The 19907-nt window shown below is 43.2% G+C and carries 19 protein-coding genes; 14 read left to right on the forward strand and 5 right to left on the reverse strand.

Going from position 1 to position 19907, the window contains the following annotated elements; translation table 11 throughout:
• Positions 1 to 207: 207 nt before the first annotated feature.
• The 6 genes from R7O12_RS12745 (at position 208) to R7O12_RS12770 (ending at position 6406) form a co-directional block, all read left to right on the forward strand.
• Complete coding sequence (locus R7O12_RS12745; RefSeq protein WP_017635971.1) at positions 208 to 1518, forward strand: TolC family outer membrane protein; 1311 nt, start codon at positions 208 to 210, stop codon at positions 1516 to 1518.
• A 2-nt stretch (positions 1519 to 1520) separates the two neighbouring features.
• Positions 1521 to 2135: an OmpA family protein gene (locus tag R7O12_RS12750; RefSeq protein WP_005377354.1), complete on the forward strand. Its 615-nt coding sequence runs from the start codon at positions 1521 to 1523 to the stop codon at positions 2133 to 2135.
• A gap of 175 nt (positions 2136 to 2310) precedes the next feature.
• On the forward strand, positions 2311 to 2664 hold the full coding sequence (locus tag R7O12_RS12755; protein WP_005377352.1) for a DUF2750 domain-containing protein: 354 nt from the start codon (positions 2311 to 2313) through the stop codon (positions 2662 to 2664).
• A 186-nt stretch (positions 2665 to 2850) separates the two neighbouring features.
• The gene (locus tag R7O12_RS12760; RefSeq protein WP_318125898.1) at positions 2851 to 4821 is read left to right on the forward strand and encodes a tetratricopeptide repeat-containing diguanylate cyclase; all 1971 of its coding nucleotides are present in this window, start codon (positions 2851 to 2853) and stop codon (positions 4819 to 4821) included.
• Between the two features lie 87 nt (positions 4822 to 4908).
• Positions 4909 to 5607, forward strand: coding sequence for an IclR family transcriptional regulator (locus R7O12_RS12765; protein ID WP_017635969.1), 699 nt, complete (start codon positions 4909 to 4911; stop codon positions 5605 to 5607).
• A gap of 106 nt (positions 5608 to 5713) precedes the next feature.
• Positions 5714 to 6406 (forward strand): SDR family oxidoreductase, encoded by a 693-nt coding sequence (locus tag R7O12_RS12770; RefSeq protein ID WP_213891895.1) that lies wholly within the window; start codon positions 5714 to 5716, stop codon positions 6404 to 6406.
• Positions 6407 to 6604: 198 nt separating this feature from the next.
• Here R7O12_RS12770 and dkgB read toward each other — a convergent pair whose 3' ends face one another.
• Positions 6605 to 7405 carry a 2,5-didehydrogluconate reductase DkgB gene (gene dkgB, locus R7O12_RS12775; protein WP_053304418.1) on the reverse strand — a complete coding sequence of 267 codons (801 nt, stop codon included), beginning with the start codon at positions 7403 to 7405 and terminating at the stop codon, positions 6605 to 6607.
• A 112-nt stretch (positions 7406 to 7517) separates the two neighbouring features.
• On the opposite strand from dkgB, the gene R7O12_RS12780 reads away from it, so the two are divergent.
• On the forward strand, positions 7518 to 8423 hold the full coding sequence (locus tag R7O12_RS12780) for a LysR family transcriptional regulator (RefSeq protein WP_005377343.1): 906 nt from the start codon (positions 7518 to 7520) through the stop codon (positions 8421 to 8423).
• A gap of 132 nt (positions 8424 to 8555) precedes the next feature.
• Positions 8556 to 9461, forward strand: coding sequence for a TIGR03571 family LLM class oxidoreductase (locus tag R7O12_RS12785; protein ID WP_318125900.1), 906 nt, complete (start codon positions 8556 to 8558; stop codon positions 9459 to 9461).
• Between the two features lie 115 nt (positions 9462 to 9576).
• On the opposite strand, the gene R7O12_RS12790 is transcribed toward R7O12_RS12785, so the two are convergent.
• Positions 9577 to 10461 (reverse strand): LysR family transcriptional regulator, encoded by an 885-nt coding sequence (locus R7O12_RS12790; RefSeq protein WP_025768150.1) that lies wholly within the window; start codon positions 10459 to 10461, stop codon positions 9577 to 9579.
• Between the two features lie 159 nt (positions 10462 to 10620).
• Here R7O12_RS12790 and R7O12_RS12795 point away from each other — a divergent pair, with 159 nt between their 5' ends.
• The 3 genes from R7O12_RS12795 (at position 10621) to R7O12_RS12805 (ending at position 13513) form a co-directional block, all read left to right on the forward strand.
• Positions 10621 to 11802, forward strand: a complete 1182-nt coding sequence (locus R7O12_RS12795) for an MFS transporter (RefSeq protein ID WP_017635963.1) — start codon at positions 10621 to 10623, stop codon at positions 11800 to 11802.
• A 143-nt stretch (positions 11803 to 11945) separates the two neighbouring features.
• Positions 11946 to 12467, forward strand: coding sequence for a TetR/AcrR family transcriptional regulator (locus tag R7O12_RS12800; RefSeq protein WP_031777252.1), 522 nt, complete (start codon positions 11946 to 11948; stop codon positions 12465 to 12467).
• Entirely contained in the window at positions 12464 to 13513 is a 1050-nt protein-coding gene (locus R7O12_RS12805; protein ID WP_182039736.1) for an alcohol dehydrogenase family protein, read from the forward strand. Before R7O12_RS12800 ends, R7O12_RS12805 begins: the two co-directional genes overlap by 4 nt.
• A 205-nt stretch (positions 13514 to 13718) precedes the next feature.
• On the opposite strand, the gene R7O12_RS12810 is transcribed toward R7O12_RS12805, so the two are convergent.
• Complete coding sequence (locus R7O12_RS12810; RefSeq protein WP_115386010.1) at positions 13719 to 14630, reverse strand: GlxA family transcriptional regulator; 912 nt, start codon at positions 14628 to 14630, stop codon at positions 13719 to 13721.
• Positions 14631 to 14744: 114 nt separating this feature from the next.
• Between R7O12_RS12810 and R7O12_RS12815 the strand changes: the two genes are divergently transcribed.
• Both R7O12_RS12815 and R7O12_RS12820 read left to right on the forward strand, forming a co-directional pair.
• Positions 14745 to 15263, forward strand: coding sequence for a cysteine hydrolase family protein (locus R7O12_RS12815; RefSeq protein WP_005377333.1), 519 nt, complete (start codon positions 14745 to 14747; stop codon positions 15261 to 15263).
• Positions 15264 to 15383: 120 nt separating this feature from the next.
• Positions 15384 to 16145: a transporter substrate-binding domain-containing protein gene (locus R7O12_RS12820; RefSeq protein ID WP_086046774.1), complete on the forward strand. Its 762-nt coding sequence runs from the start codon at positions 15384 to 15386 to the stop codon at positions 16143 to 16145.
• 98 nt (positions 16146 to 16243) lie between these two features.
• Here R7O12_RS12820 and R7O12_RS12825 read toward each other — a convergent pair whose 3' ends face one another.
• Entirely contained in the window at positions 16244 to 17317 is a 1074-nt protein-coding gene (locus R7O12_RS12825) for a permease (RefSeq protein WP_240354742.1), read from the reverse strand.
• A gap of 346 nt (positions 17318 to 17663) precedes the next feature.
• Here R7O12_RS12825 and R7O12_RS12830 point away from each other — a divergent pair, with 346 nt between their 5' ends.
• On the forward strand, positions 17664 to 18656 hold the full coding sequence (locus R7O12_RS12830; RefSeq protein ID WP_017635220.1) for a zinc-binding dehydrogenase: 993 nt from the start codon (positions 17664 to 17666) through the stop codon (positions 18654 to 18656).
• A gap of 151 nt (positions 18657 to 18807) precedes the next feature.
• On the opposite strand, the gene R7O12_RS12835 is transcribed toward R7O12_RS12830, so the two are convergent.
• On the reverse strand, positions 18808 to 19710 hold the full coding sequence (locus tag R7O12_RS12835; protein WP_213907336.1) for a homocysteine S-methyltransferase family protein: 903 nt from the start codon (positions 19708 to 19710) through the stop codon (positions 18808 to 18810).
• Positions 19711 to 19907: the final 197 nt, after the last annotated feature.

A 19907-nucleotide genomic window follows, 5' to 3' on the forward strand; every position in this document is an offset into this window, starting at 1 on the left:
TCCATCTTTAATTTGAGATCTTAATTCAAGTTTTAGGCAGATTTAGTAGGTTGATTTATCAAAATTGAAACAAATGAACAGCGAATCAACAGGTTACTTCATCGCATATTAATGTTATTGTGCGCTAAATTATTGACGCCCTTATAAGTATTCCACTTATAAGCCCTATCACCTCGAGAATTTTTACCATTATCTAGGAGAATCACAGTGAAGTGGACTCGTGCCAACGCCTTTTGTATTGGTATGTTCACCGCTAGTCATGCTTTTGGGCAAACGCTAGAGCAAGCGGTTGAAAACACATTAAAAACCAATCCTGACATCAAAAGTGCGTTCAATGAATTCGTTAGCAAGCAGTATGTGAATGAAGCATCTGGTGGTGCTTACCTCCCATCCGTAGACTTAGATGCCGGTATCGGTTACGAAGGAATCAAACCCGCAGAGTCAGGGCGAGATTCAACCGATCTGACAAGAAAAGAAGCCACCGTGACACTAACCCAGCTAATATGGGATGGCTCAGCGACACTTAATGATATGGATCGAACAGCAGCTGATGCTGAATCGGTCCGTTATCAACTTCTAGCTGATGCCCAAGACACCGCTCTAGAGGTCGCGAAAGTTTATTTAGACTCAGTAAAAGCTTATGAAATTCTTACACTTTCCGAGAATAACTTGAAAGTGCATAAGAAGATCTATGAAGACATTAAAAAGCGAGTTAACTCAGGTATCGGTTCTACAGCAGACCTAACCCAGGTAGAGGCTCGTTTAGCAAAGGCTCATGGTAACTTGGTGGCAGCTCAGAACAACTTATATGACAGCCACACCACCTTTACACGCCTTGTCGGACAGTCACCACAAGGATTGATTTTCCCAAGAGCGGACCAAAACTTTATTCCCTACACCATCGATGAAGCGATTGACTTGGCATTCGAGTCACATCCAGTAATCAAAATTTCGGTAGCTGATGTGGACTCTGCAAAGTTCCAATACAAGCAATCTAAGGGAACTTACTACCCAACGATATCGGTAGAAGCGGCTCAAACATGGCGTGATGATGCAAGCGGTATCGAAGGAAGCAGCGAAGAGACAACAGCAATGTTACGTATGCGTTACAACCTCTTTAACGGTGGTAGTGACGTAGCCAACGCTGAAAGTTTTGCCTACCAACTAAATAAAGCAAAAGACCTAAGAGAACGTGCATACCGCCAAGTAGAAGAAGGCCTTCGTCTATCTTGGAGTGCGTTAGATTTAACACTTCAACAAAAAGAGTTCCTAGCGGATCACGTAGATTCGGCCTCTGAAACTGTCATCGCCTACGAAAAGCAGTATCGCATTGGAAAACGCACTCTGCTGGACTTGTTAAATACTGAAAACGAACTTTTCGAAGCGAGAAAGAACTACTTGGATGCTCGATACTCAGAGCAGTACGCCAAGTACCGCGTTATGAACGCGACTGGCCAATTGTTAAATGCCTTGCGTGTCGATGTACCTACAGAATGGAATGAAAAGGTGGAGTACTGATCATGAAACCAGTGAAGATTCTATTTGCATTGGGTATGCTCGCCATCACTCAACACGTTGTTGCTGAAGACGAATATGAGTATCGTCCTGTACCAAATGCAGAACAAATAGCAGATTTGCAAGATGACGATAACGATGGTGTCATCAATGCTCGAGATATGTGCCCAGGTACACCTGAAGGCTCAGAGGTCGACAACGACGGTTGTGGAGAATACATTAAAGCATCAGATAACATGCAAGTGCGGATACTTTTTGCTAACGACTCTGATGAGATCAATCCAGTCTTCAGAAGACAAGTTCGAGAGCTTTCCGACTTTTTAAAAGAGTACCCTACTACTTCGATAGAGCTGCACGGCTATGCTAGTAAAGTTGGTGGTTCAAAGCATAACCAAGATCTTTCTGAAAGACGAGCACGCAATGTCCGTGAAGCCCTACTAAGCTACGACATCGAACCGAGTAGAGTCCGCATTGTTGGTTTTGGTGACACTCACTTAGCACAGCAAGGGACCGATGAAGTCAGCCATGCTTTAAATCGTCGAGTAACCGCATCAGTCGTTGGTTACAAAGGCGAGATAAAAAGAGAGTGGACAATATTCACAACTCTTCCAGAAAGGTAAAGTACCTGTTTTTGTTTGCTCTGCAAGCATAAAGCAAACAAAAACGAGTGAATACTTAACCTCAGAAAAGGAGCTTCGGCTCCTTTATTTTTACTCATTTCGACAACCGTATTATGCTTTAGGAATCGGCACTTTAGTGTTACTCTAGCCACGTCATAACAACGAGAGTTTTGAAATGAGCAAACTTACATCAGATATCCAAGCGAACCTTGACCTTTTTGTTGCAGAAACGAAAGAAAACCAATTGGTTTGGGGTTTACGCAATGAAGAAGGTTGGCTATCTTGCGATTCAACTGAATTCGAAAACAGCGAAGTCATGCCTTTCTGGTCTTCTAAAGAAGATGCAGAAGCACATAATGTTGAAGAATGGGCAGATTTTACTGTACTAGAAATCCCATTAGATATCTTTGTTGAAGATTGGCTTTTGACTCTTGCTGAAGATGGTGTTCTTGTTGGAACTAACTGGAACGATCAGTTAGAAGGCAAAGAAATGGAGCCTCAAGATCTAGCAAAGCTTTACATTGATTAAAGATTTCTGACCTCAACTTTATGTTGAGGTCTTTCTTTTTATGCCTCTTCTTTCAATATCTCGACCAAGTGCATAGTTTCACTACTCTTTTTCTTAGTACACCCAACTTAATCACAACGCTGATGCGTTAAAAGCGCTATGATAACTCAACTTTAAAGGCACCTTAAATTAAAGGCTCGTTTAAACATGCGCGTGCTCTATCCCTTGCTTGCGTCACTTTTGCTCACTCCAGTATATGCAAGCGACACTCAAGATATTGAACCAAACCAAAATATCACACAGTGGCACTCTGTCTACCAAACCACATTACGAAGCAACCCTGAGTCGGCATTGAGCATGCTTCAAGATCGCTACCATACAGCGAAATCGGACAGCGAAAAGCTCTACGTAAGTGGATTGATTTATGAATATATGTCAAACATAAATCAGCCTTACTACGGCAGCAGTCAAGTCTTAGACAACCCTTTTTCTCAATTAGAATCAGAATACATTCTTGCCTTAAATGAACGTAAGCATGGTAGTTACGAGGCCTCAGTAGATAGCTTTTCTTCTTTGCGACAGACAATGAAGAAAATATCCGATTCCGAAGGCAAGGCTCTGATGAACTATCAACTTTGTTATACGCTGAATCAACAAGGTCGTTATCACAAAGCAAACTTTTATTGCTCATCCTTAGAGAGCCACTTAAATCATAAGCATCAAGAAAACTTCCCTGTTGATCTTGCTTTGCGCGTGGTAGCAAATAACTACAATTACCGCGGTGACTATGAAAAAGCATTAAGTTTGTATCGACAGTTGATGGCCAACATGTCGACGCAAAGCGATCCTTCAGGGATTTACAATGACGTCGGCAATTTACTTGCAGAGCTGGGGCAATTTGAACAATCAGAGCAATATCTCATTCAAGCCCTACTGGTTCGCCAAGATGAAGGGACACCTCTTGAAGTTGCGCAAGTCGAACATAGTCTAGGATCGATGTACAGAAAATCCAAAGAACTCGATAAGTCCATCAGCCACTACAAAAATGCATTAACGATTCTCGAACAACTTCATTATCCATACGGGCAAGGGTTGACCTATTTAGGGTTATCTGCTGCTTTGGCCGATTCTGGGCAATTGGATACCGCGGTAGATTACATTGGAAGAGCATTAAACATTGCCCAAACTTATGAGAATACGCACCTTGAAACAGAGGGTCATTTGGCTGCTGGATTGGCATATTTAAAGAACCATACACCCGAAAAATCGATTGAACACGGTACAATTGCGTTAAGATTAACGGTAAAAAACGCTAGGCCCTTATTGCAAGCGCAAGCCCAATTACTCCTCTCAAAAGCATACCAAGCTCAAAATGATTACAAAAAGGCACTGGAGCATCACAAGGCCTACTCGACGATTGAACTAACGAACCGAGACGCGAGTAATATCAAGGCGTTAGAGGCACTAGATCTCACTAAAAAAGAGTATGAATATGATCTACAAGTCGCGCAGTTGAACAACGAAACTCTTCTAAGTCAGTACCAGTTTGAAAAACTCACAGACCAACAACGCACTTATAATTTTGTTGTTTTCTGTTTATTGATTCTCCTCGCTCTGGCATTGATGGTTCAGCGACAAACACGCTTAAAAGCCAAAATAGACAGCTTAACGTGTGCATTAAACAGAGCGGCAATTATAGAGACGATTAAAAGCCAAACCTCCAAAGCGGAAGGAGACTTCCGCTACGTTCTAGCATTAATCGATCTAGATGACTTTAAGGCGATTAATGATCAGTACGGTCATCCGACTGGCGACTTAGTACTACAACAGGTATGCAAAGCGCTTAAAACTAAACTTAATAAGGGAGAGTACTTGGGTCGTTTAGGTGGAAAAGAGTTTATCTTGCTATTGAAAAACGTCGATGAGATTGACGTTCCCTTTAGAATACAAAGTCTGCATAAAACAATTTCAGAAAAGAGTGTACATTCGCTTAATAACCATCAATTGAATATATCTGCGAGTCTGGCCTATCTATCAACCTCAATGCCACTCACCAACTTTGATGAGCTCTATTCGATATTAGACCAAGCGTTATACAATGCTAAGAAGCAAGGAAAAAACTCCCTTGTGGACGCATACAACGAGCCGATCAGTTTAAGTGCTGAGTATATTCTCTAATAAGGCCAAACCACCAGCGTAGTGGTTTGTTATAGGTGGAAGCATCAGTAAGCCATTCAGATGCAACACCATCATCAAGGAGTCTTTGTGCCCAAGGCAAGAAAAAACATTCAGTCTCTAGAGCGAGGTTTTCTAATCCTCGAGTTGCTCTCGATGAGTGAGTCTCCCCTATCATTACAGACGATCAGTAATGCGATCCAGTTAAATAAGACGACTGTTCACGGGTTACTTGCGACTCTACACTCTCTTGGATATGTATCCAAACACAACCATAGCTACAGCCTAGGGTTTAGATGCTATGAACTGTCTAAGCCGATTGAACAAAAAAACGAAGCTATCCGACAACATTTTGTTCCATTGCTGAAAAAAATGGCCCAAATGACTAACAACACTGCTTACCTCGCTGTACAAAGTGGCGCTAAAGAGTACTTGTATATCGATGCTATAGAGCAGGATAACCCTCTTACTATCCGTAGCCCGAGAGGGAAACGAGAAGGACTCACAACATCTGCGATCGGCAAGGTTTTTCTTAGTTTTGATGATGAGCTTCGCCGAACATTGCGCCTTGAAAGCCAAATATCCCCCACGTTAGAAACTGAACTTAATCAGGTTGTATTATCAGGTTACGCACTCGATTTAGAAGAGGCAGAGCCAAACCTCAATTGCTTAGCGATCCCCCTTTACTTGGATGGTAAGGTCGTTGCTGTTGCAGGTGTCAGCGGTGCTGCCTCCGAACTGACGGTCACTAGGCTAAAACACTTTGCCAGCATCTTTCTCAAACTTTAAGATTTGACAATGTCGAATTCTAGGCCATTTTTATACTGTTTTGATTACATGCTTATACGTCGCCTCCAATATGGTCGTTGTTCAACTCAACAACGTAGGAGAAGCGATGTCTACTGTATTAATCACTGGCGCTAACCGTGGCTTAGGCTTGCAATTTGTCCACCACTACCTTGGAAAAGGTTGGCAAGTTATCGCAACTTGTCGTTCACCAGAAAATGCTAAGCAGCTCAATGAACTAGTAACCCAATCTAATCAACTTCAACTGATGGCTCTAGACGTCACTAACCAACAAGATATCGATCAGTTAGCCACTCGATTAGCGGATCGTCCGCTCGATCATTTAATTCTGAATGCAGGTGTATTAGGCGAAGAGTGTGCAACGCTTGGCGAAATGACCCAGAAAAAATGGCTAGAAGTACTAAACATAAATACCGTCGCACCTGCCCTGCTAATTCAAGCCCTACAAGACAACGTTGCGAAAAGTCAGCACAAAACCATCGTGGGAATCTCAACCCGAGTTGCGAGTTTAAGCGATAACAGTTCAGGTAACATGTACAGTTATCGAGCATCTAAAGCAGCGCTTAATCAGGTTCTAGTATCAGCAGCACGCAATCTCGAATCACGAGGAGTAAAAACTGTCGCAGTTCATCCCGGCTGGGTAAAAACCGATATGGGCGGTGAGGACGCAACCTTTTCTGCCGAGGAAAGTGTTGCTGGTATTGTTTCGGTCGCAGAACAGCTAACACTTGAGCAATCCGGAAGCTTCCGCGTATTTGATGGCTCTACAATCGAATGGTAAATGATCTCTAAATGACGTCTCCCGGCCAAATTGAAGGCCGGGAGAATACAATAAACCAATAGGCCAAAAAGATAAAAGCACGCGCTATCGTCAGACAAGCTAGCCGTTATCGTCTATTGTGTTGTACCACCGTCAAGCGCTGAGGAAGTCAGCGATTGCAGCGGCATCATTTAGGCAATGATTTCCCGTGAAACTCACTCAATCGTCCCACTCAGGCGCTAGCCCTTCAGGGTTTACTTCGCGGCCATTTCTTTCCAGCGCATCTATCTTAGCGATCGCCTCTTCACTGAGATTAAGTTCAAGTGCTTTCAGGTTACTTGCCAAATTCTCTCGTTTAGTTGAAGACGGGATCACCGCGTAACCTTTTGACAAAGCCCAAGCAAGCGCGACTTGAGCTGGCGTGGCCTGATAGTCCTCAGCAATACCTGCAATAGTTGGGTCCCCAAGTACTTTCCCATATGCCAAGGTCATGTAAGACGTTACCTGAATATCGTTTTCCTGCATGAAGCTGACCAACTTACGATTTTGCAAATAAGGGCTAAGCTCGATTTGGTTAGTAACAATATTCTCTTTACCGACCACTTCTATCGCTTGTTGCAACAAGTCAATATTAAAGTTGGATACGCCAATATTACGGGTTAACCCTTGCGATTTAGCTTCAAGTAATGAAGCCATGTATTCGTTCAAGTTATTGTTATTGCCAGGCCAGTGGATCAAGGTCAAATCCACATAATCTGTATTTAGCTTTTCTAAGCTCTCTTTTAGACTTGGAATGAGTTGTTCCGTGTTCATGTTATCAACCCAGATCTTGGTCGTAATGAATAGCTCATCACGTGCAATACCGGACTGTGTCAATACTTCACCGATTTCTGCCTCATTACCGTAAATCTGTGCAGTATCAATTACGCGGTAACCCACTTCTAACGCATTACGGACTGAATCCTTAACTACTTCACCCTCTAAACGAAACGTGCCGACGCCAAATGATGGTACTTTCATCTAAATCTCCTGAATTATCGATTTTATAGTTGATTCGAAGCAAAACTTTACGCCGCAAGAAACTTTCCGTAAAGTTAACAATACTCAAATCTAATTTGAAATATATTCAACAATGAAAGCTACTCTAGATGAAATGCGCACCTTTATGGCCGTCGTCGATACGGGTTCAATCAGCTCTGCGGCTGAACTGTTATCGATGACCGTCTCGGCGGTGAGTCGATCGGTATCTCGGCTAGAAGCCAAACTCGAAACGACCTTGTTAAATCGCACAACCCGTAAGTTAGATGTTACTAATGAAGGAACGATATACCTCGATAAAGTCAGACATATTGTAGAAGCAGTAGAGAATGCCGAAGCACAACTGAAAAGCCAGAAATATAAGCCTTCTGGCCTCCTACGAATAAACGCAGCTACCCCCTTCTTACTGCACGTACTAACGCCGCACATTGCTAAATATCAGAGCTTGTATCCAGAAGTCGAAATCGATCTCAATTCCAATGAGGAAAATATTAGCCTTTTGGGAACAAAAACCGATATTGCTTTTCGTATCGGTGAGCTACAAAACTCAACCATGCGCGCGATATTTCTTGGTAAAAGTCGGATTCGAATCGTCGCGAGTCCAGAGTATTTAAGACAACATGGTACTCCAACCTCAATAGATCAGTTACTCAATCACAAGCTACTTGGATTCAACAAGCCGGAGTATCTTAAGGAATGGCCGATCATGGATGATAAGAACAAACTTCTGCGTATTATGAGTAGCCTAAGATCTGATAATGGCGAGACGCTAAGATGTTTAGCCTTACATGGTGCGGGGATAGCTTGCCTGTCTGACTTTATGACCTACTCTGACCGACAAGCTGGTCGCTTAGTGGGCGTGCTTAGTGAACACACGCATAATGTCGAACAGCCCGTTCATGCTGTGTATTACAAAAATGCCAGCACCTCACGCCGGATCAGCTCTTTTATTGACTTCATCAAGCAAGAAATCAAGGTAGAGAACCACCAGTTCCTTTAAAGACCACCGCTGTTTGTGGCAAAACACTTTTGTCTTTTTGCCGCTTTTTCTCACAACAAAAATCTCATAGTGTCCTGAATATCAAGGAGGCACCTTGCCTCCTAGTACTCACAGTAATAGTCAGGCTTCATAATGCATAAAGATTTAAGTAACAGATTCACCATCGGGGTTGAGCTCCCCCTAGATAATGACTGGACCCAAGAAGGCCAAAAAAAACGCCTGCTCCAACGAAAACCGTTCGGCGTACCAGACATGAGTGCACATAAACAGCGTATTATGTTAGCCGATAAGTTAGGCTTTAACGTAGCGTGGGTGAGAGATGTCCCGTTGTACGACCCTAACTTTGGAGACGCGGCACAAATTTATGAACCGTTCAGTTATCTTGGCTATCTCTCTGCGTGCACCGACAACATTCTACTAGGGACAGCAGCGATAGTATTACCGTTAAGACAACCTTGGCTAGTGAAAAAAGCCGCTGCGACCATCAACGAGTTAAGTGGTGACCGCCTGATACTCGGTGTGGCTAGTGGAGACCGACCTAGTGAATATCCCGTTTTTAATGACAACTTTGACAGCCGTGGCTCAGCTTTTCGAGAAAGTGTAGAGATTTTGAAAGATACGCAAAATGATAAACTGGGTAACGATCTACAGTTATTACCCGAGTTTGCTGATATTCCTATCTATGTCGCAGAGTTAGCGCTGCAAAGTCCACAATGGATAGGAGAAAACCTAGACGGCTGGCTCGCCTACCCAGGCACACCTGATGATCATGAACACCGCGTTGCACTTTGGCGCTCCGTAGCGGGAAACAAACCCTACGCCAGCTTTATTCATCTTGATTTAGTCGATAACCCAAATGCACCAGTCGTTCGGCATCATTTTGGTATCCAGGCCGGAGTCAATGGCTTGAGCGATGAGCTAGAAAAAATGCAAGAAGCAGGAGTCAACCACATCGGGTTGCATTTCCGTCGTAATAGCCAACCAATTGAGAAATCAATGGAACAGATCGCTCAGTACGTGTTGCCACGCTTTAACTAAGATCAAATAAAAATATGTGCCACCTTACTAAGGGGTGGCACGCTAGGCTTGGCACTTGGGAAAATAAAAGATGCAATAACGACAAAACTCTTTTGTTAAAACAACAATAATAGAGTTATCTTAAAGTAAGTCTTGGTTGAATAAAGTCGATGAACGCGGAAATACGCTTAGAGACTGAAGAAGATTTGTAGAAGACAGCATTGACCTGTTCTCGTCCAGTATTTGTGATTTTTTCCGATTCAAACAATGCCACTAACCGTCCAGAATCAAGATCATCTTTCACCATAAAGCCAGATAAACATGCAATGCCATTCCCTGCCAACACTAACTGTCTAACCGTTTCACCACTGCTGGATAGGATATCAGGCTCTATCATCTCAAACCCTCGTAATGGCCACTGATTTAACACTTTAGCGCCAGAAAAACCGATCAAGTTATGACTGCGCAAATCGCTCACCGCTTCAGGGAAACCTCGTTTAGATAAATAACCAGGCGTGGCAACGATAAATAGTGGGCTTGTTCCTAAAGGTTTAGCATGCAGTGTTGAATCCGATAATCGTCCAATACGTATTGCCACATCGGTTCTTTTTTCCAATAGATCCACAAAACCCTCATTAGAGGTAAGATCGAGTTGAATATCAGGATAAGCCTCTTTAAATGGCTGAATTAACGGCACGAGTTGATGTAAAACAAATGGGCTAGCGGCATCAACTCTTAAGCGCCCCTTGGGTAATTCACCTCGTGTGATGATCTCTTCTTCAGCTTGCTGTATTTGTAGTAAACCTAAGCGAACCGCTTCAACAAACTGATGCCCTTCCTCAGTAACTTCCACTCTGCGTGTCGTGCGATTCAGCAAGGTTACCCCCAACTGTGATTCAACTTTACTAACCGCACGAGATACCCTAGCAACTTGAATACCTAGTGCATCAGCAGCGGAAGAAAATCCACCACTATCCACAACTGCCATAAGAATCTCTAATTCATCTGATCGGGTTAACATTTCATCCCCTTTCTTAATTGCGCATTTCCATCATTTATAGCAAAAGTATTTTGTAATAAACACCATTTTTCGCAACGAATAACTCTTTAATAATACACGGCATGGAAACGGGCTATTCGTTTATCCATTCATATTCAATGATTATAAGAGAGAGTTGTTATGCCTTTAGCTTTACTTGCATTGACGCTTAGCGCCTTTGCTATTGGAACCACGGAGTTTGTAATTGTCGGTCTGATACCGACTATGGCCTCCGACCTCAACGTATCATTACCTTCAGCGGGTCTTTTAGTTAGCCTGTACGCACTTGGTGTCGCGGTTGGTGCTCCCGTTTTAACAGCGCTGACTGGTAACTGGAAAAGAAAGTACGTTCTGCTTTCTGTTATGGCACTGTTTGTTCTTGGCAATCTGTTAGCCTGGCAAGCACCTGGATACAACACTCTAGTAACAGCAAGGATACTGACCGGGCTTGCACACGGTGTGTTCTTTTCGATCGGCTCGACTATCGCCACTGGCCTAGTGTCAAAAGAAAAAGCCGCTAGCGCAATTGCTATTATGTTTACCGGTCTGACCGTAGCTCTAGTGACGGGCGTGCCACTTGGCACCTGGATTGGCCAGACATTTGGTTGGCAGGCAACCTTCCTAATCGTCGCGATCCTTGGAATCATCGCACTGATAGGAAGCGCTCTGCTAGTGCCGAGTAATCTGAAACAACCACCAGCAACCAAGCTGTCATCGCAAGTAAAAGTCTTGACTCAACCTCGTCTACTTTTGGTGTACGCAATCACCGCGCTCGGTTACGGTGGTACGTTCACAGCCTTCACTTACTTGGCTCCTATTTTGGAAGAAGTTTCGGGGTTTGGCTCTAGCGCTATCAGCCTAATTATGTTGGTTTATGGTGTATCAGTCGCATTCGGCAACATCTGGGGCGGAAAGATGGCCGATTCTATGGGGCCAATCAAAGCTCTGACAGCGATTTTCTCGGGCCTAATTGTGGTATTGCTCGTGTTTAGTGTCACAGCATTTAATCCAATTTCTGCAGTAGTGACCATTCTTGTCTGGGGTGCCTTTGCCTTTGGTAACGTTCCAGGACTTCAAGTTTATGTTGTCAAACTAGCAGAGAAATATTCACCTGATGCAGTCGACGTCGCTTCTGGTCTCAACATTGCTGCATTTAACGTAGGTATTGCACTGGGTTCTTGGGGCGGTGGCCTTATCGTGGCCAATGCTGGGCTGATGCACACACCTTGGATTGGCGCGATCGTAGTATTAGGTGCTCTACTACTAACCCGTTTCAGCGGAATGCTAGACAAGCGTGGAGAACAGCACGCAACGGCACACTGATTCACGTTCCAAATCGATAAAAATCACTTAAATTAGCCCGGCATTACGTCGGGCTTTCAATACAGAGTTTAAATACACCATTGACTGAGGTAGAAAGTTTATTCTACCCTTAGGTAAAACAAACGTTCTACCTGGTGTATCAAATAGTGAAAGAAAAAATCGCAGCAAGCCTAGAAAAAGCATTCAGTCAGTATGGCTTCGCCGAGCCTAGCGTACCCCAACTCAAAAACGCCTGCGAAGTCAGCCTGAGAACCCTGTACAAATACTACCCCTCCAAGGAAGCGATGATTGTTGCAGCTCTCGAGCATCGCCATCAAAGGTATTTGAGTTTTTTGCTCGAAGACGCCCCTGCCAATGGAACACCGGCTGTATTACACCTATTCACTCGCCTCGAGGATTGGATGAAGGAGTTTGCACCGAATGGCTGCATGTCCATCAATGCATTAGCAGCCTATCCAGAAAATCTATCTATTAATCAAGCAGTAAAACAACACAAATTGGCGGTTCGTCAGCTTATGGTCCAACTAAGTCAGCGAGAAGACCTCGCAACCACACTCTTCTTGTTACATGAAGGTCTATCCAACGCATGGCCGGTTCTCGGTCACGCTGCCTTTGCATCCGCTGAACACACTCTGCTAGAACTAATGAAGGAGAACAATCAATGACCACAATCCCGAAAGTCATGAAAGGCGTCCAACTTATCGGTCATGGTGGGCCAGATATGCTTCGTTACCGCGATGATATACCTGTGCCAGTCCCCTCGCCTGATGATGTATTGATCCAAGTTGCCGCCGCCGGAGTCAATAACACCGACATCAATACCCGAACAGCATGGTATTCTAAAAATGACGCCAATAGCATGGATGCAAGTTGGTCAGGAGACGCGCTATCTCTCCCTCGAATCCAAGGTGCCGATGTATGCGGTACCATCGTCGCTGTTGGTGAGAATATCTGCCCATCACGAATCGGTCAGCGTGTGCTCATCGAACCATGTATTACGCGCTTCAACAGTCAAGCACTTAGCTCGCCTTGGTACTTCGGTTCAGAATGTGATGGTGGCTTTGCTCAGTTCACTGTTGTTGACAGTAAACATGCATATGCTGTGAATAGTAGTTTATCGGATATCGATTTGGCCTCCTTCCCTTGTTCTTATTCAACTGCCGAGAACATGCTTGTCCGCTCTAATGTCACAGCGAGCGATACCGTACTGATTTCAGGGGCATCCGGCGGTGTTGGCTCTGCCGCAATCCAACTGGCGAAGGCGCGTGGAGCATACGTCATTGCTATCGCCAGCCCAGAAAAGAAAGAACAGATCACGGCATTAGGAGCAAACCAAGTTATCCCTCGCGATGCAAATTTAACAGCGACTCTCGGAGAAAACAGCGTTGACGTAGTGATTGATTTGGTCGCAGGAGAGCAGTGGCCACAATTTCTTCAGGTACTAAAGCCAGGATCAAGATACGCTGTTTCCGGCGCCATAGGCGGCCCAATTGTCGAGCTGGATGTAAGAACTCTTTACCTTAAAGACCTAGCGTTATTTGGTTGTACCGTTTTGGCACCAGAAGTATTCGGTAACTTGGTTCGCTATATCGAACAGAACGCAATTCGTCCCTTAGTCGCGGAGTCATTTCCCTTGAACCAGATAGGTCAAGCGCAAGAAGTATTTTCACGCAAGCAACATATTGGGAAACTGGTTTTGGAAATCACATAGCTTTTGTGATTAACAACGACCTATACAAGTCATTGTAATTTGAGAACCCTTTAAGCATTCTACAAAATGTTCAGTAATTAGGAGTGCGCTACGGTTGGCTTAGCTTGTTATCCCTTTTCATCACGCTAAGCCAGCTTGTAAAAATATGCGGTGTTTGCTTCTGAGTTATAAATGTTTAATACCAACATTATCTTACTTCTGGCGTTCATGAACAGAACCGAGATCTGAACGACTTCGGTGTTAAACCTACGATTCTATTAAATATTTTCCTGAACGCGCTCACATCTTGGTAACCCACTCTAAATGATATTGCGTCAAATGTTAGGGTTGTCGACTCAAGTAAATCACAAGCTTTTTGTACTCTTAAGCTTTGTATGTATTGGTTAACATTGAAACCTGTCGCCTTTTTAAAGCGTCGCTGCAATGTCCTTTCTGTTAAACAACTCAACTCTGCAAGCTCTTTATTGCTCAGTTTTCCTTGATAATGATCGTTTATATAGTGCTGTATTTGAACAATTACCTCATCACCATGTTGGAAGTTTGGAGTAAACTGTTGATAAAAGCGTTGCTCTCTCGGACCAGTATCAATAACCAACATTTTTCCTAACAGGCGCATTACTTCCGGTGACGCAAATAAGGAAACCAACTCCAAACCTAAATCCACCCATGACATCATACCCCCAGCCGTAATGATCGTTCCTTCGTTAATAAGGATGGCTTCTTGTCTTACGTGGATATCGGGAAACTGACTCGCTAATGAAGGAGCCAAGCCCCAGTGTGTCGTACAAGACTTATTGGTCAACAACTGGGTTTGAGCAAGAATAAAAGTACCAGCGCAGGCGGAGGCTAAAATCGCACCTTTACTATATTGGACATTTAACCAGTCGAGTAGCTCTGGCTCTGGTTCTAAGTAATATTGACCAGTGCCGCTAGGCGGAATCATTACCGCTGTTTTCACATCGAAGTGCGTGTTTGACCAGTGATCCAATATCTCTACTTCAAAGTGCACATCAACGCCCAATTTAGCCGCCGCACGGTTTGCCATCTCGAAGAGTTCGCTTAAACCATATACGGAGGCTTGCGAGCTATCTGGGTAATTAACGAGTGCTATTTTCATTTATCTTCAAGTGTCGCTTTTTGACTCTTTTGTGTCATTTTAGACTCTAAAGAAGGTAGCTAAAAGTCTTTATATTATTCGTACCGCAATGATCCTCAATAAAAGGAAAAGAAAATGACTCAAAAAGCCCTACTTGTAATTGATTTGCAAAACGACTATTTCCCAGAAGGAAAGTTTCCTTTATGGAATACAGAATCGACTTTAGACAATGTTAAGAGAGCAATAACTAAAGCCAATGAGCAAAACATTCCTGTGATTCATATTCAGCATATTGCCGACCCTGCCATGGGTATTGCCCCATTCTTCAATGAAGGCAGCGACGGTGCCAATATTCACCCAGAAGTTCTTGCTTTAGCGCCGAATTCCGAAATCGTGGTAAAGCACTTCGCAGATAGCTTTGAAGGAACACGTTTAGAAGAAGTATTGGCAAGCAAAAATGTAACGGAGTTACTTGTATGCGGAATGATGACACAAAACTGCGTGACACATACTGCTATCTCAAAATCTGCGGACAAGTATGATGTTTCGATCTTAATGGATAGCTGTACCACGGTCGATGAAATGATTCACAACATTGCACTTCACGCTGTCTCAACGAGAGTTCCCCTCGTAACTATTGAAGATAAGCTGTAATACACGTAAAACCTTTCGCTCACACAATGCGGGCGAAAGGTCACACATATATGCACTTTCATTGATATTTGCTTACTTTGTGTTAAACATTGGTTTCCAAATAGTTACAAGGAAACGTTTATGAAATGGATAGTCGTATTGTTTATTAGCTTATTTTCAGTTTTCAGCCATGCGAAAGAGTGGAAACAAATTCGCTTCACTGTTGAAGGGGCTTACCCCCCATTTAGCTGGACGACAAAAGAGGGAAAGCTAGAAGGGTTTGAAGTCGACCTCGCTAACGCGTTATGCAAAGAGTTAGAAGTAAAGTGCGTTATCTCAAAAATGGATTGGGATGGCATCATCCCTTCTCTCCTTAGTCGCAAGAACGATGCGATTATTGCTGCAATGACAATCACAGAAGAACGAGAAAAGAAAGTCGATTTCACCGTCCCTTATGCAAAAGTACCGACTCGTTTTGTAATGAAAAATGATAGAGAAATCAACATGGATGACGGCAGCCTAAATCGTTTATCTATTGGAGTTCAAAGAGCCACAATTGGTGATAAGTACCTTTCTGCCTTGTATCCAGATATTGATATTCGTCGTTATGGTACGTTCGATGAGGCATTTACCGATCTACTCAATGGACGGTTAGATGCTGTATTTGGCGGCTCAATCGGTTTAAGTGCTGGTTTTCTTGAAACTGCACAAGGTAAAGGCTATCACTTTACTGGACCAGCGTTTACAGAGGAAAAGTGGTTCGGCCGTGGCATTGGCGTAGCAGTGAGAAAACAAGACAAAGAATTAAAAGCATTACTCGATAGCGGAATACAAAAATTGATCCAGAGCGGTAAGCATAAAACCATCGCCAGCAAGTATTTCTCCTATAGTATTTACGAGTAACCTCGTTATTTTTTTATAGTCTGCGCGGTATAGGAAACTTCCCTTTCCCTATATGGCGACAAAAACAGAGCCCTCGAGCAATCGCCCGAGGGTTATTTTTATAAAAAAGCCCAGCTATATAAGTAACCCGCTCCCATGGCCATCGTTAAGATAACGATTAGGAAGGCAGCGATCATTTGGTTCTTAAAAATTGATTTCAACAAAATCACTTCTGTAAGACTTGCGCCAGCACTACCAATAATAAGCGCCATAACAGATCCAAGAGCCATACCTTTTTGTACTAGTGCCGCGCTAAGTGGAATGACCGCCTCTGCACGGATGTACAATGGAATACCAATGATTGCTGCGACCGGAATCGCGTACCACTTCGCTTCACCAGCGAACTCCGCAATGAACTCCGTCGGGATGAAGCCATAGATAAATGAACCAATCGCAATGCCCATCATGAGATAAGGGAACACTTGCTTAAAGTCTTTCCAAGTTGATTGCCAAATACGTGCCCAGCGGCTAGGTTCTTTCTCTTCCAAGACTGTCGCTGTTGCACTACCGTCTGATGAGCAGCAAGACACTTCCACTTTAGGTTCAGGTTTTGGTGCATCACCACAACAAGATGTTTTCGCCGCAACTGGCGTAGGTTCATTGCAGGCGCTGGTACCACAGATTGATGCTGGTCTCGCTTCTTCTTTTTTCTTGCTTGAATCGCCACAAGAAGTACCGCACGAAGAAGAACCTACCGCTTGATATGCTTCTGGTTTGACGTAACGTTCAAACCCTAGTTTTTCAAGTACATAGCCTGCTACCACTGATACTGACATCGCGATAGCAAAGTAAAATACCGCAACTTTCCAACCAAAAGTCACCACAAATAAGCCAATAATCACTGGGTTAAGCAACGGGCTTGCAAATAGGAACACCATCATAGGTCCAAAACCTGCTCTTGCACGCAACAAGCCTTTTAAGAAAGGAATGGTCGAACACGAACAGAAAGGCGTAATCGAACCTAGCAACGCAGCAATGAAGTAACCTTTACCCTTTTTCGAGCTGAGAATAGATTGAATTTTTTCTGGCGTTAGAAAATCTTGCAACACACCGACAATGTAGCTAATTGCCAGAAATAAGATGATAAGTTCGGTTGCTAGAAACGCAAACATATCCAGCGCTTCTTTAGCCATAGTTATAATTTCTGTATTCACATTTACTCTCCTCGTCATTTTTCGCTAACAAGCTTACCTGATAGACAAACCTTTATTTCGACACTTCTGGAAGTATAGAATCATAAAACAAAAGATCAACAAAATATTTCCATAAAAATGGAATAATAAAACTAGTCAATACTTATCATAAAGTTACATGTCGTTAGCTATGCAGACTGGTTGTCGATGATAATTTCAGAGCATCTCGAATCCTTTTTATCAAACATAACCTAAAATTATCAAAATAAGAAAAAACCATAATTATTTCAGCAGCACCCTCTGAGTTAGTATGACTTTCGACCATTCTTAATAATAAGGAAAACCTATGAGAGCGATAACTTACCAACGAGATAACGATACTTTCTCTTTATCCGAATTACCTACACCAAAACTAGAAACCCAATTTGATGTATTGGTTAAAGTTAACGCTGTTGGTTTGAACCCTGTCGATGCAAAAATTCATTATTGGTCAGACATGGTCACTAACATGGATAACAATTTTGTTGGCGGGTTAGACGTATCAGGAGAAATAGTCTCTGTAGGCGATGCGGTCGTTGATTGGAAGGTTGGCGATAAAGTGTTGTATCACGGAAACATGAGGCGCCATCACGGTGGATTCGCTGAATTTGCTATCCATGATTCAAGAACGCTCATAAAGCACCCTCAGGTTCCGGTTGAAGTGGCAGCATCTACACCTTGCGCAGCCTGGACCGCATATCGCGCTTTGGTAGACAAGCTCGATATTTCAAATCGAAGCAGCATTTTTATCGCCGGAGGTGCTGGCGGCGTTGGAAGCTTTGCTATTCAGTTAGCAAAGACATTTGGTGTTGAACAGATCATTGCTACTAGTTCAGAAGCTAATCACGCATATTTGTCCTCGTTAGGAGCAACCCATATGATTGATTATCATCATGAAGATGTAGTTCAGCGAGTAATGGACATTACCGGAAATCATGGCGTTGAGGTTGCACTCGATTGTGTAGGCGGTGATAACGACCGAATTGCAGCCTCGGTGTTAACCTTTGAGGGCGAAATGGTGGAGCTCGTCAAGACTGTCGACCCTTCTCAATATCCAGATGCCTTCTTAAAAGGCTTGGGCTTCCACCAAATAAGTTTGGGCTCTGGTCATGTCTTTGGCGAGAGAGGGTTTGCAAGTATCGTTAATGCCGGAAAGGAAGTGTCTGAGCTATTAGAAAATGGAGAATTGGAAGTACCGAAACTGAAGATCATCGGCTTAGAAGATGTAGGTAACGCACTCTTGGACATGCGAAATCAGAGAACAGTTGGAAAGATTGTCGTTAATCTGAACCAAAAATAATTAATAAAAATCTCGAGGCAAACTGGCAAGGTAATGAATGAGCAAGTTAAAGCATCTTGTTACTTTGCCAGATATGAAAGGCCTTTATTTTATCTATAACGATGAATAAAAAACAAAATCTCTTGTCATACTTCCCTGCGCTTCACCAAAATTAGGCGTTTTCGAGAGTGTCTCTCCAAGTCGCTAGCAATTTAATATGACGTGGTTCAATCCCACAGCAACCACCAATAATGCTTGCTCCCTGCGCATGCCACTTTTTAGCATACTCAAGATATTCAGTCGGAGAGAAATGACGAACTTCCTGAATGGTCTCGTTGGCTTGGTGCGCTTGCTTTATCGGAGCAAAGCTATTTGCGAAAACACCTATCGTCAATTCTCTACCTGACTCACTCAATACTGCTTGTGTATCAATGATCGCTTGCTCGACAACTTCAGGAATAGAGCAATTGAAAAAGATACCTGAAACATTTGTTTTCAACAGCGTATTAACCGCGACTTTAAGAGATTCCCCTGAGCGAAGGCGAGGCAAAGAGTTAGGCTCATCCATTAAGGTGAAAGCAAGATAATTGGGCTTATATGTTTTGGCTAAAATTATTGATAGAACTTCAACTTCAGCAAGGCTAGACACGGTCTCAGCTAACCAAATATCAACATATTGATCTTGAGCTTCAAATAACTCAGAAGCCACTTCCAGTGCCCTTTTCGGCTCGAATAATTCAGGCCTGTAAGACCCCATGACAGGAGGAAGAGACCCCGCAACGAGCACTCTATCGTTAGAGCTGGTGACTACATCTCTGGCAATTTTGGCTGCAGATTTTGCTAACTCAATCCCTCGCTTTGCATAGAGTTCCTCTCCTAAGTGAAATGGAACACATGCATAACTGTTGACAGTGACAATCTCTGCGCCAGCGTCTATGAAATTCTCATGGGCCATTTTTACATATTGTGGTGATTCAATTAGCGCTTGTGCACTCCAAAGCGGCTGAGAAAAAGGGGCGCCAATACGTTTTAACTCTCGCCCCATGCCACCATCTAAAATTGTTACTTTCTTCATTTAGACATCCATACCGCCAAACATCCATAAGCTCTATTCAAACACAATTTTTATCAATTCAAAATGAAATTGTTATGTTTAAAGTGAACAAAAACTTAATGGCTGATTAAACACTCTAGTATTTACCAGACCTTTCATTCGGACCAAGATAATGTTATCGCCATTAACTTCGAGTAAAAAGCCCATTATCTATGTCT

It is taken from the genome of Vibrio sp. Vb1574 (assembly GCF_033338675.1).

Excerpts from the sequence above, each read along its gene's own strand:
- R7O12_RS12830 (WP_017635220.1), top strand. The coding sequence starts at position 17,664 with ATGAGAGCGATAACTTACCAACGAGATAACGATACTTTCTCTTTATCC.
- R7O12_RS12760 (WP_318125898.1), top strand. The coding sequence starts at position 2,851 with ATGCGCGTGCTCTATCCCTTGCTTGCGTCACTTTTGCTCACTCCAGTA.
- R7O12_RS12825 (WP_240354742.1), bottom strand. The coding sequence starts at position 17,317 with ATGGCTAAAGAAGCGCTGGATATGTTTGCGTTTCTAGCAACCGAACTT.
- R7O12_RS12795 (WP_017635963.1), top strand. The coding sequence starts at position 10,621 with ATGCCTTTAGCTTTACTTGCATTGACGCTTAGCGCCTTTGCTATTGGA.
- R7O12_RS12820 (WP_086046774.1), top strand. The coding sequence starts at position 15,384 with ATGAAATGGATAGTCGTATTGTTTATTAGCTTATTTTCAGTTTTCAGC.
- R7O12_RS12810 (WP_115386010.1), bottom strand. The coding sequence starts at position 14,630 with ATGAAAATAGCACTCGTTAATTACCCAGATAGCTCGCAAGCCTCCGTA.
- dkgB (WP_053304418.1), bottom strand. The coding sequence starts at position 7,405 with ATGAAAGTACCATCATTTGGCGTCGGCACGTTTCGTTTAGAGGGTGAA.
- R7O12_RS12785 (WP_318125900.1), top strand. The coding sequence starts at position 8,556 with ATGCATAAAGATTTAAGTAACAGATTCACCATCGGGGTTGAGCTCCCC.
- R7O12_RS12780 (WP_005377343.1), top strand. The coding sequence starts at position 7,518 with ATGAAAGCTACTCTAGATGAAATGCGCACCTTTATGGCCGTCGTCGAT.
- R7O12_RS12815 (WP_005377333.1), top strand. The coding sequence starts at position 14,745 with ATGACTCAAAAAGCCCTACTTGTAATTGATTTGCAAAACGACTATTTC.
- R7O12_RS12770 (WP_213891895.1), top strand. The coding sequence starts at position 5,714 with ATGTCTACTGTATTAATCACTGGCGCTAACCGTGGCTTAGGCTTGCAA.
- R7O12_RS12790 (WP_025768150.1), bottom strand. The coding sequence starts at position 10,461 with ATGTTAACCCGATCAGATGAATTAGAGATTCTTATGGCAGTTGTGGAT.
- R7O12_RS12750 (WP_005377354.1), top strand. The coding sequence starts at position 1,521 with ATGAAACCAGTGAAGATTCTATTTGCATTGGGTATGCTCGCCATCACT.
- R7O12_RS12755 (WP_005377352.1), top strand. The coding sequence starts at position 2,311 with ATGAGCAAACTTACATCAGATATCCAAGCGAACCTTGACCTTTTTGTT.
- R7O12_RS12805 (WP_182039736.1), top strand. The coding sequence starts at position 12,464 with ATGACCACAATCCCGAAAGTCATGAAAGGCGTCCAACTTATCGGTCAT.
- R7O12_RS12835 (WP_213907336.1), bottom strand. The coding sequence starts at position 19,710 with ATGAAGAAAGTAACAATTTTAGATGGTGGCATGGGGCGAGAGTTAAAA.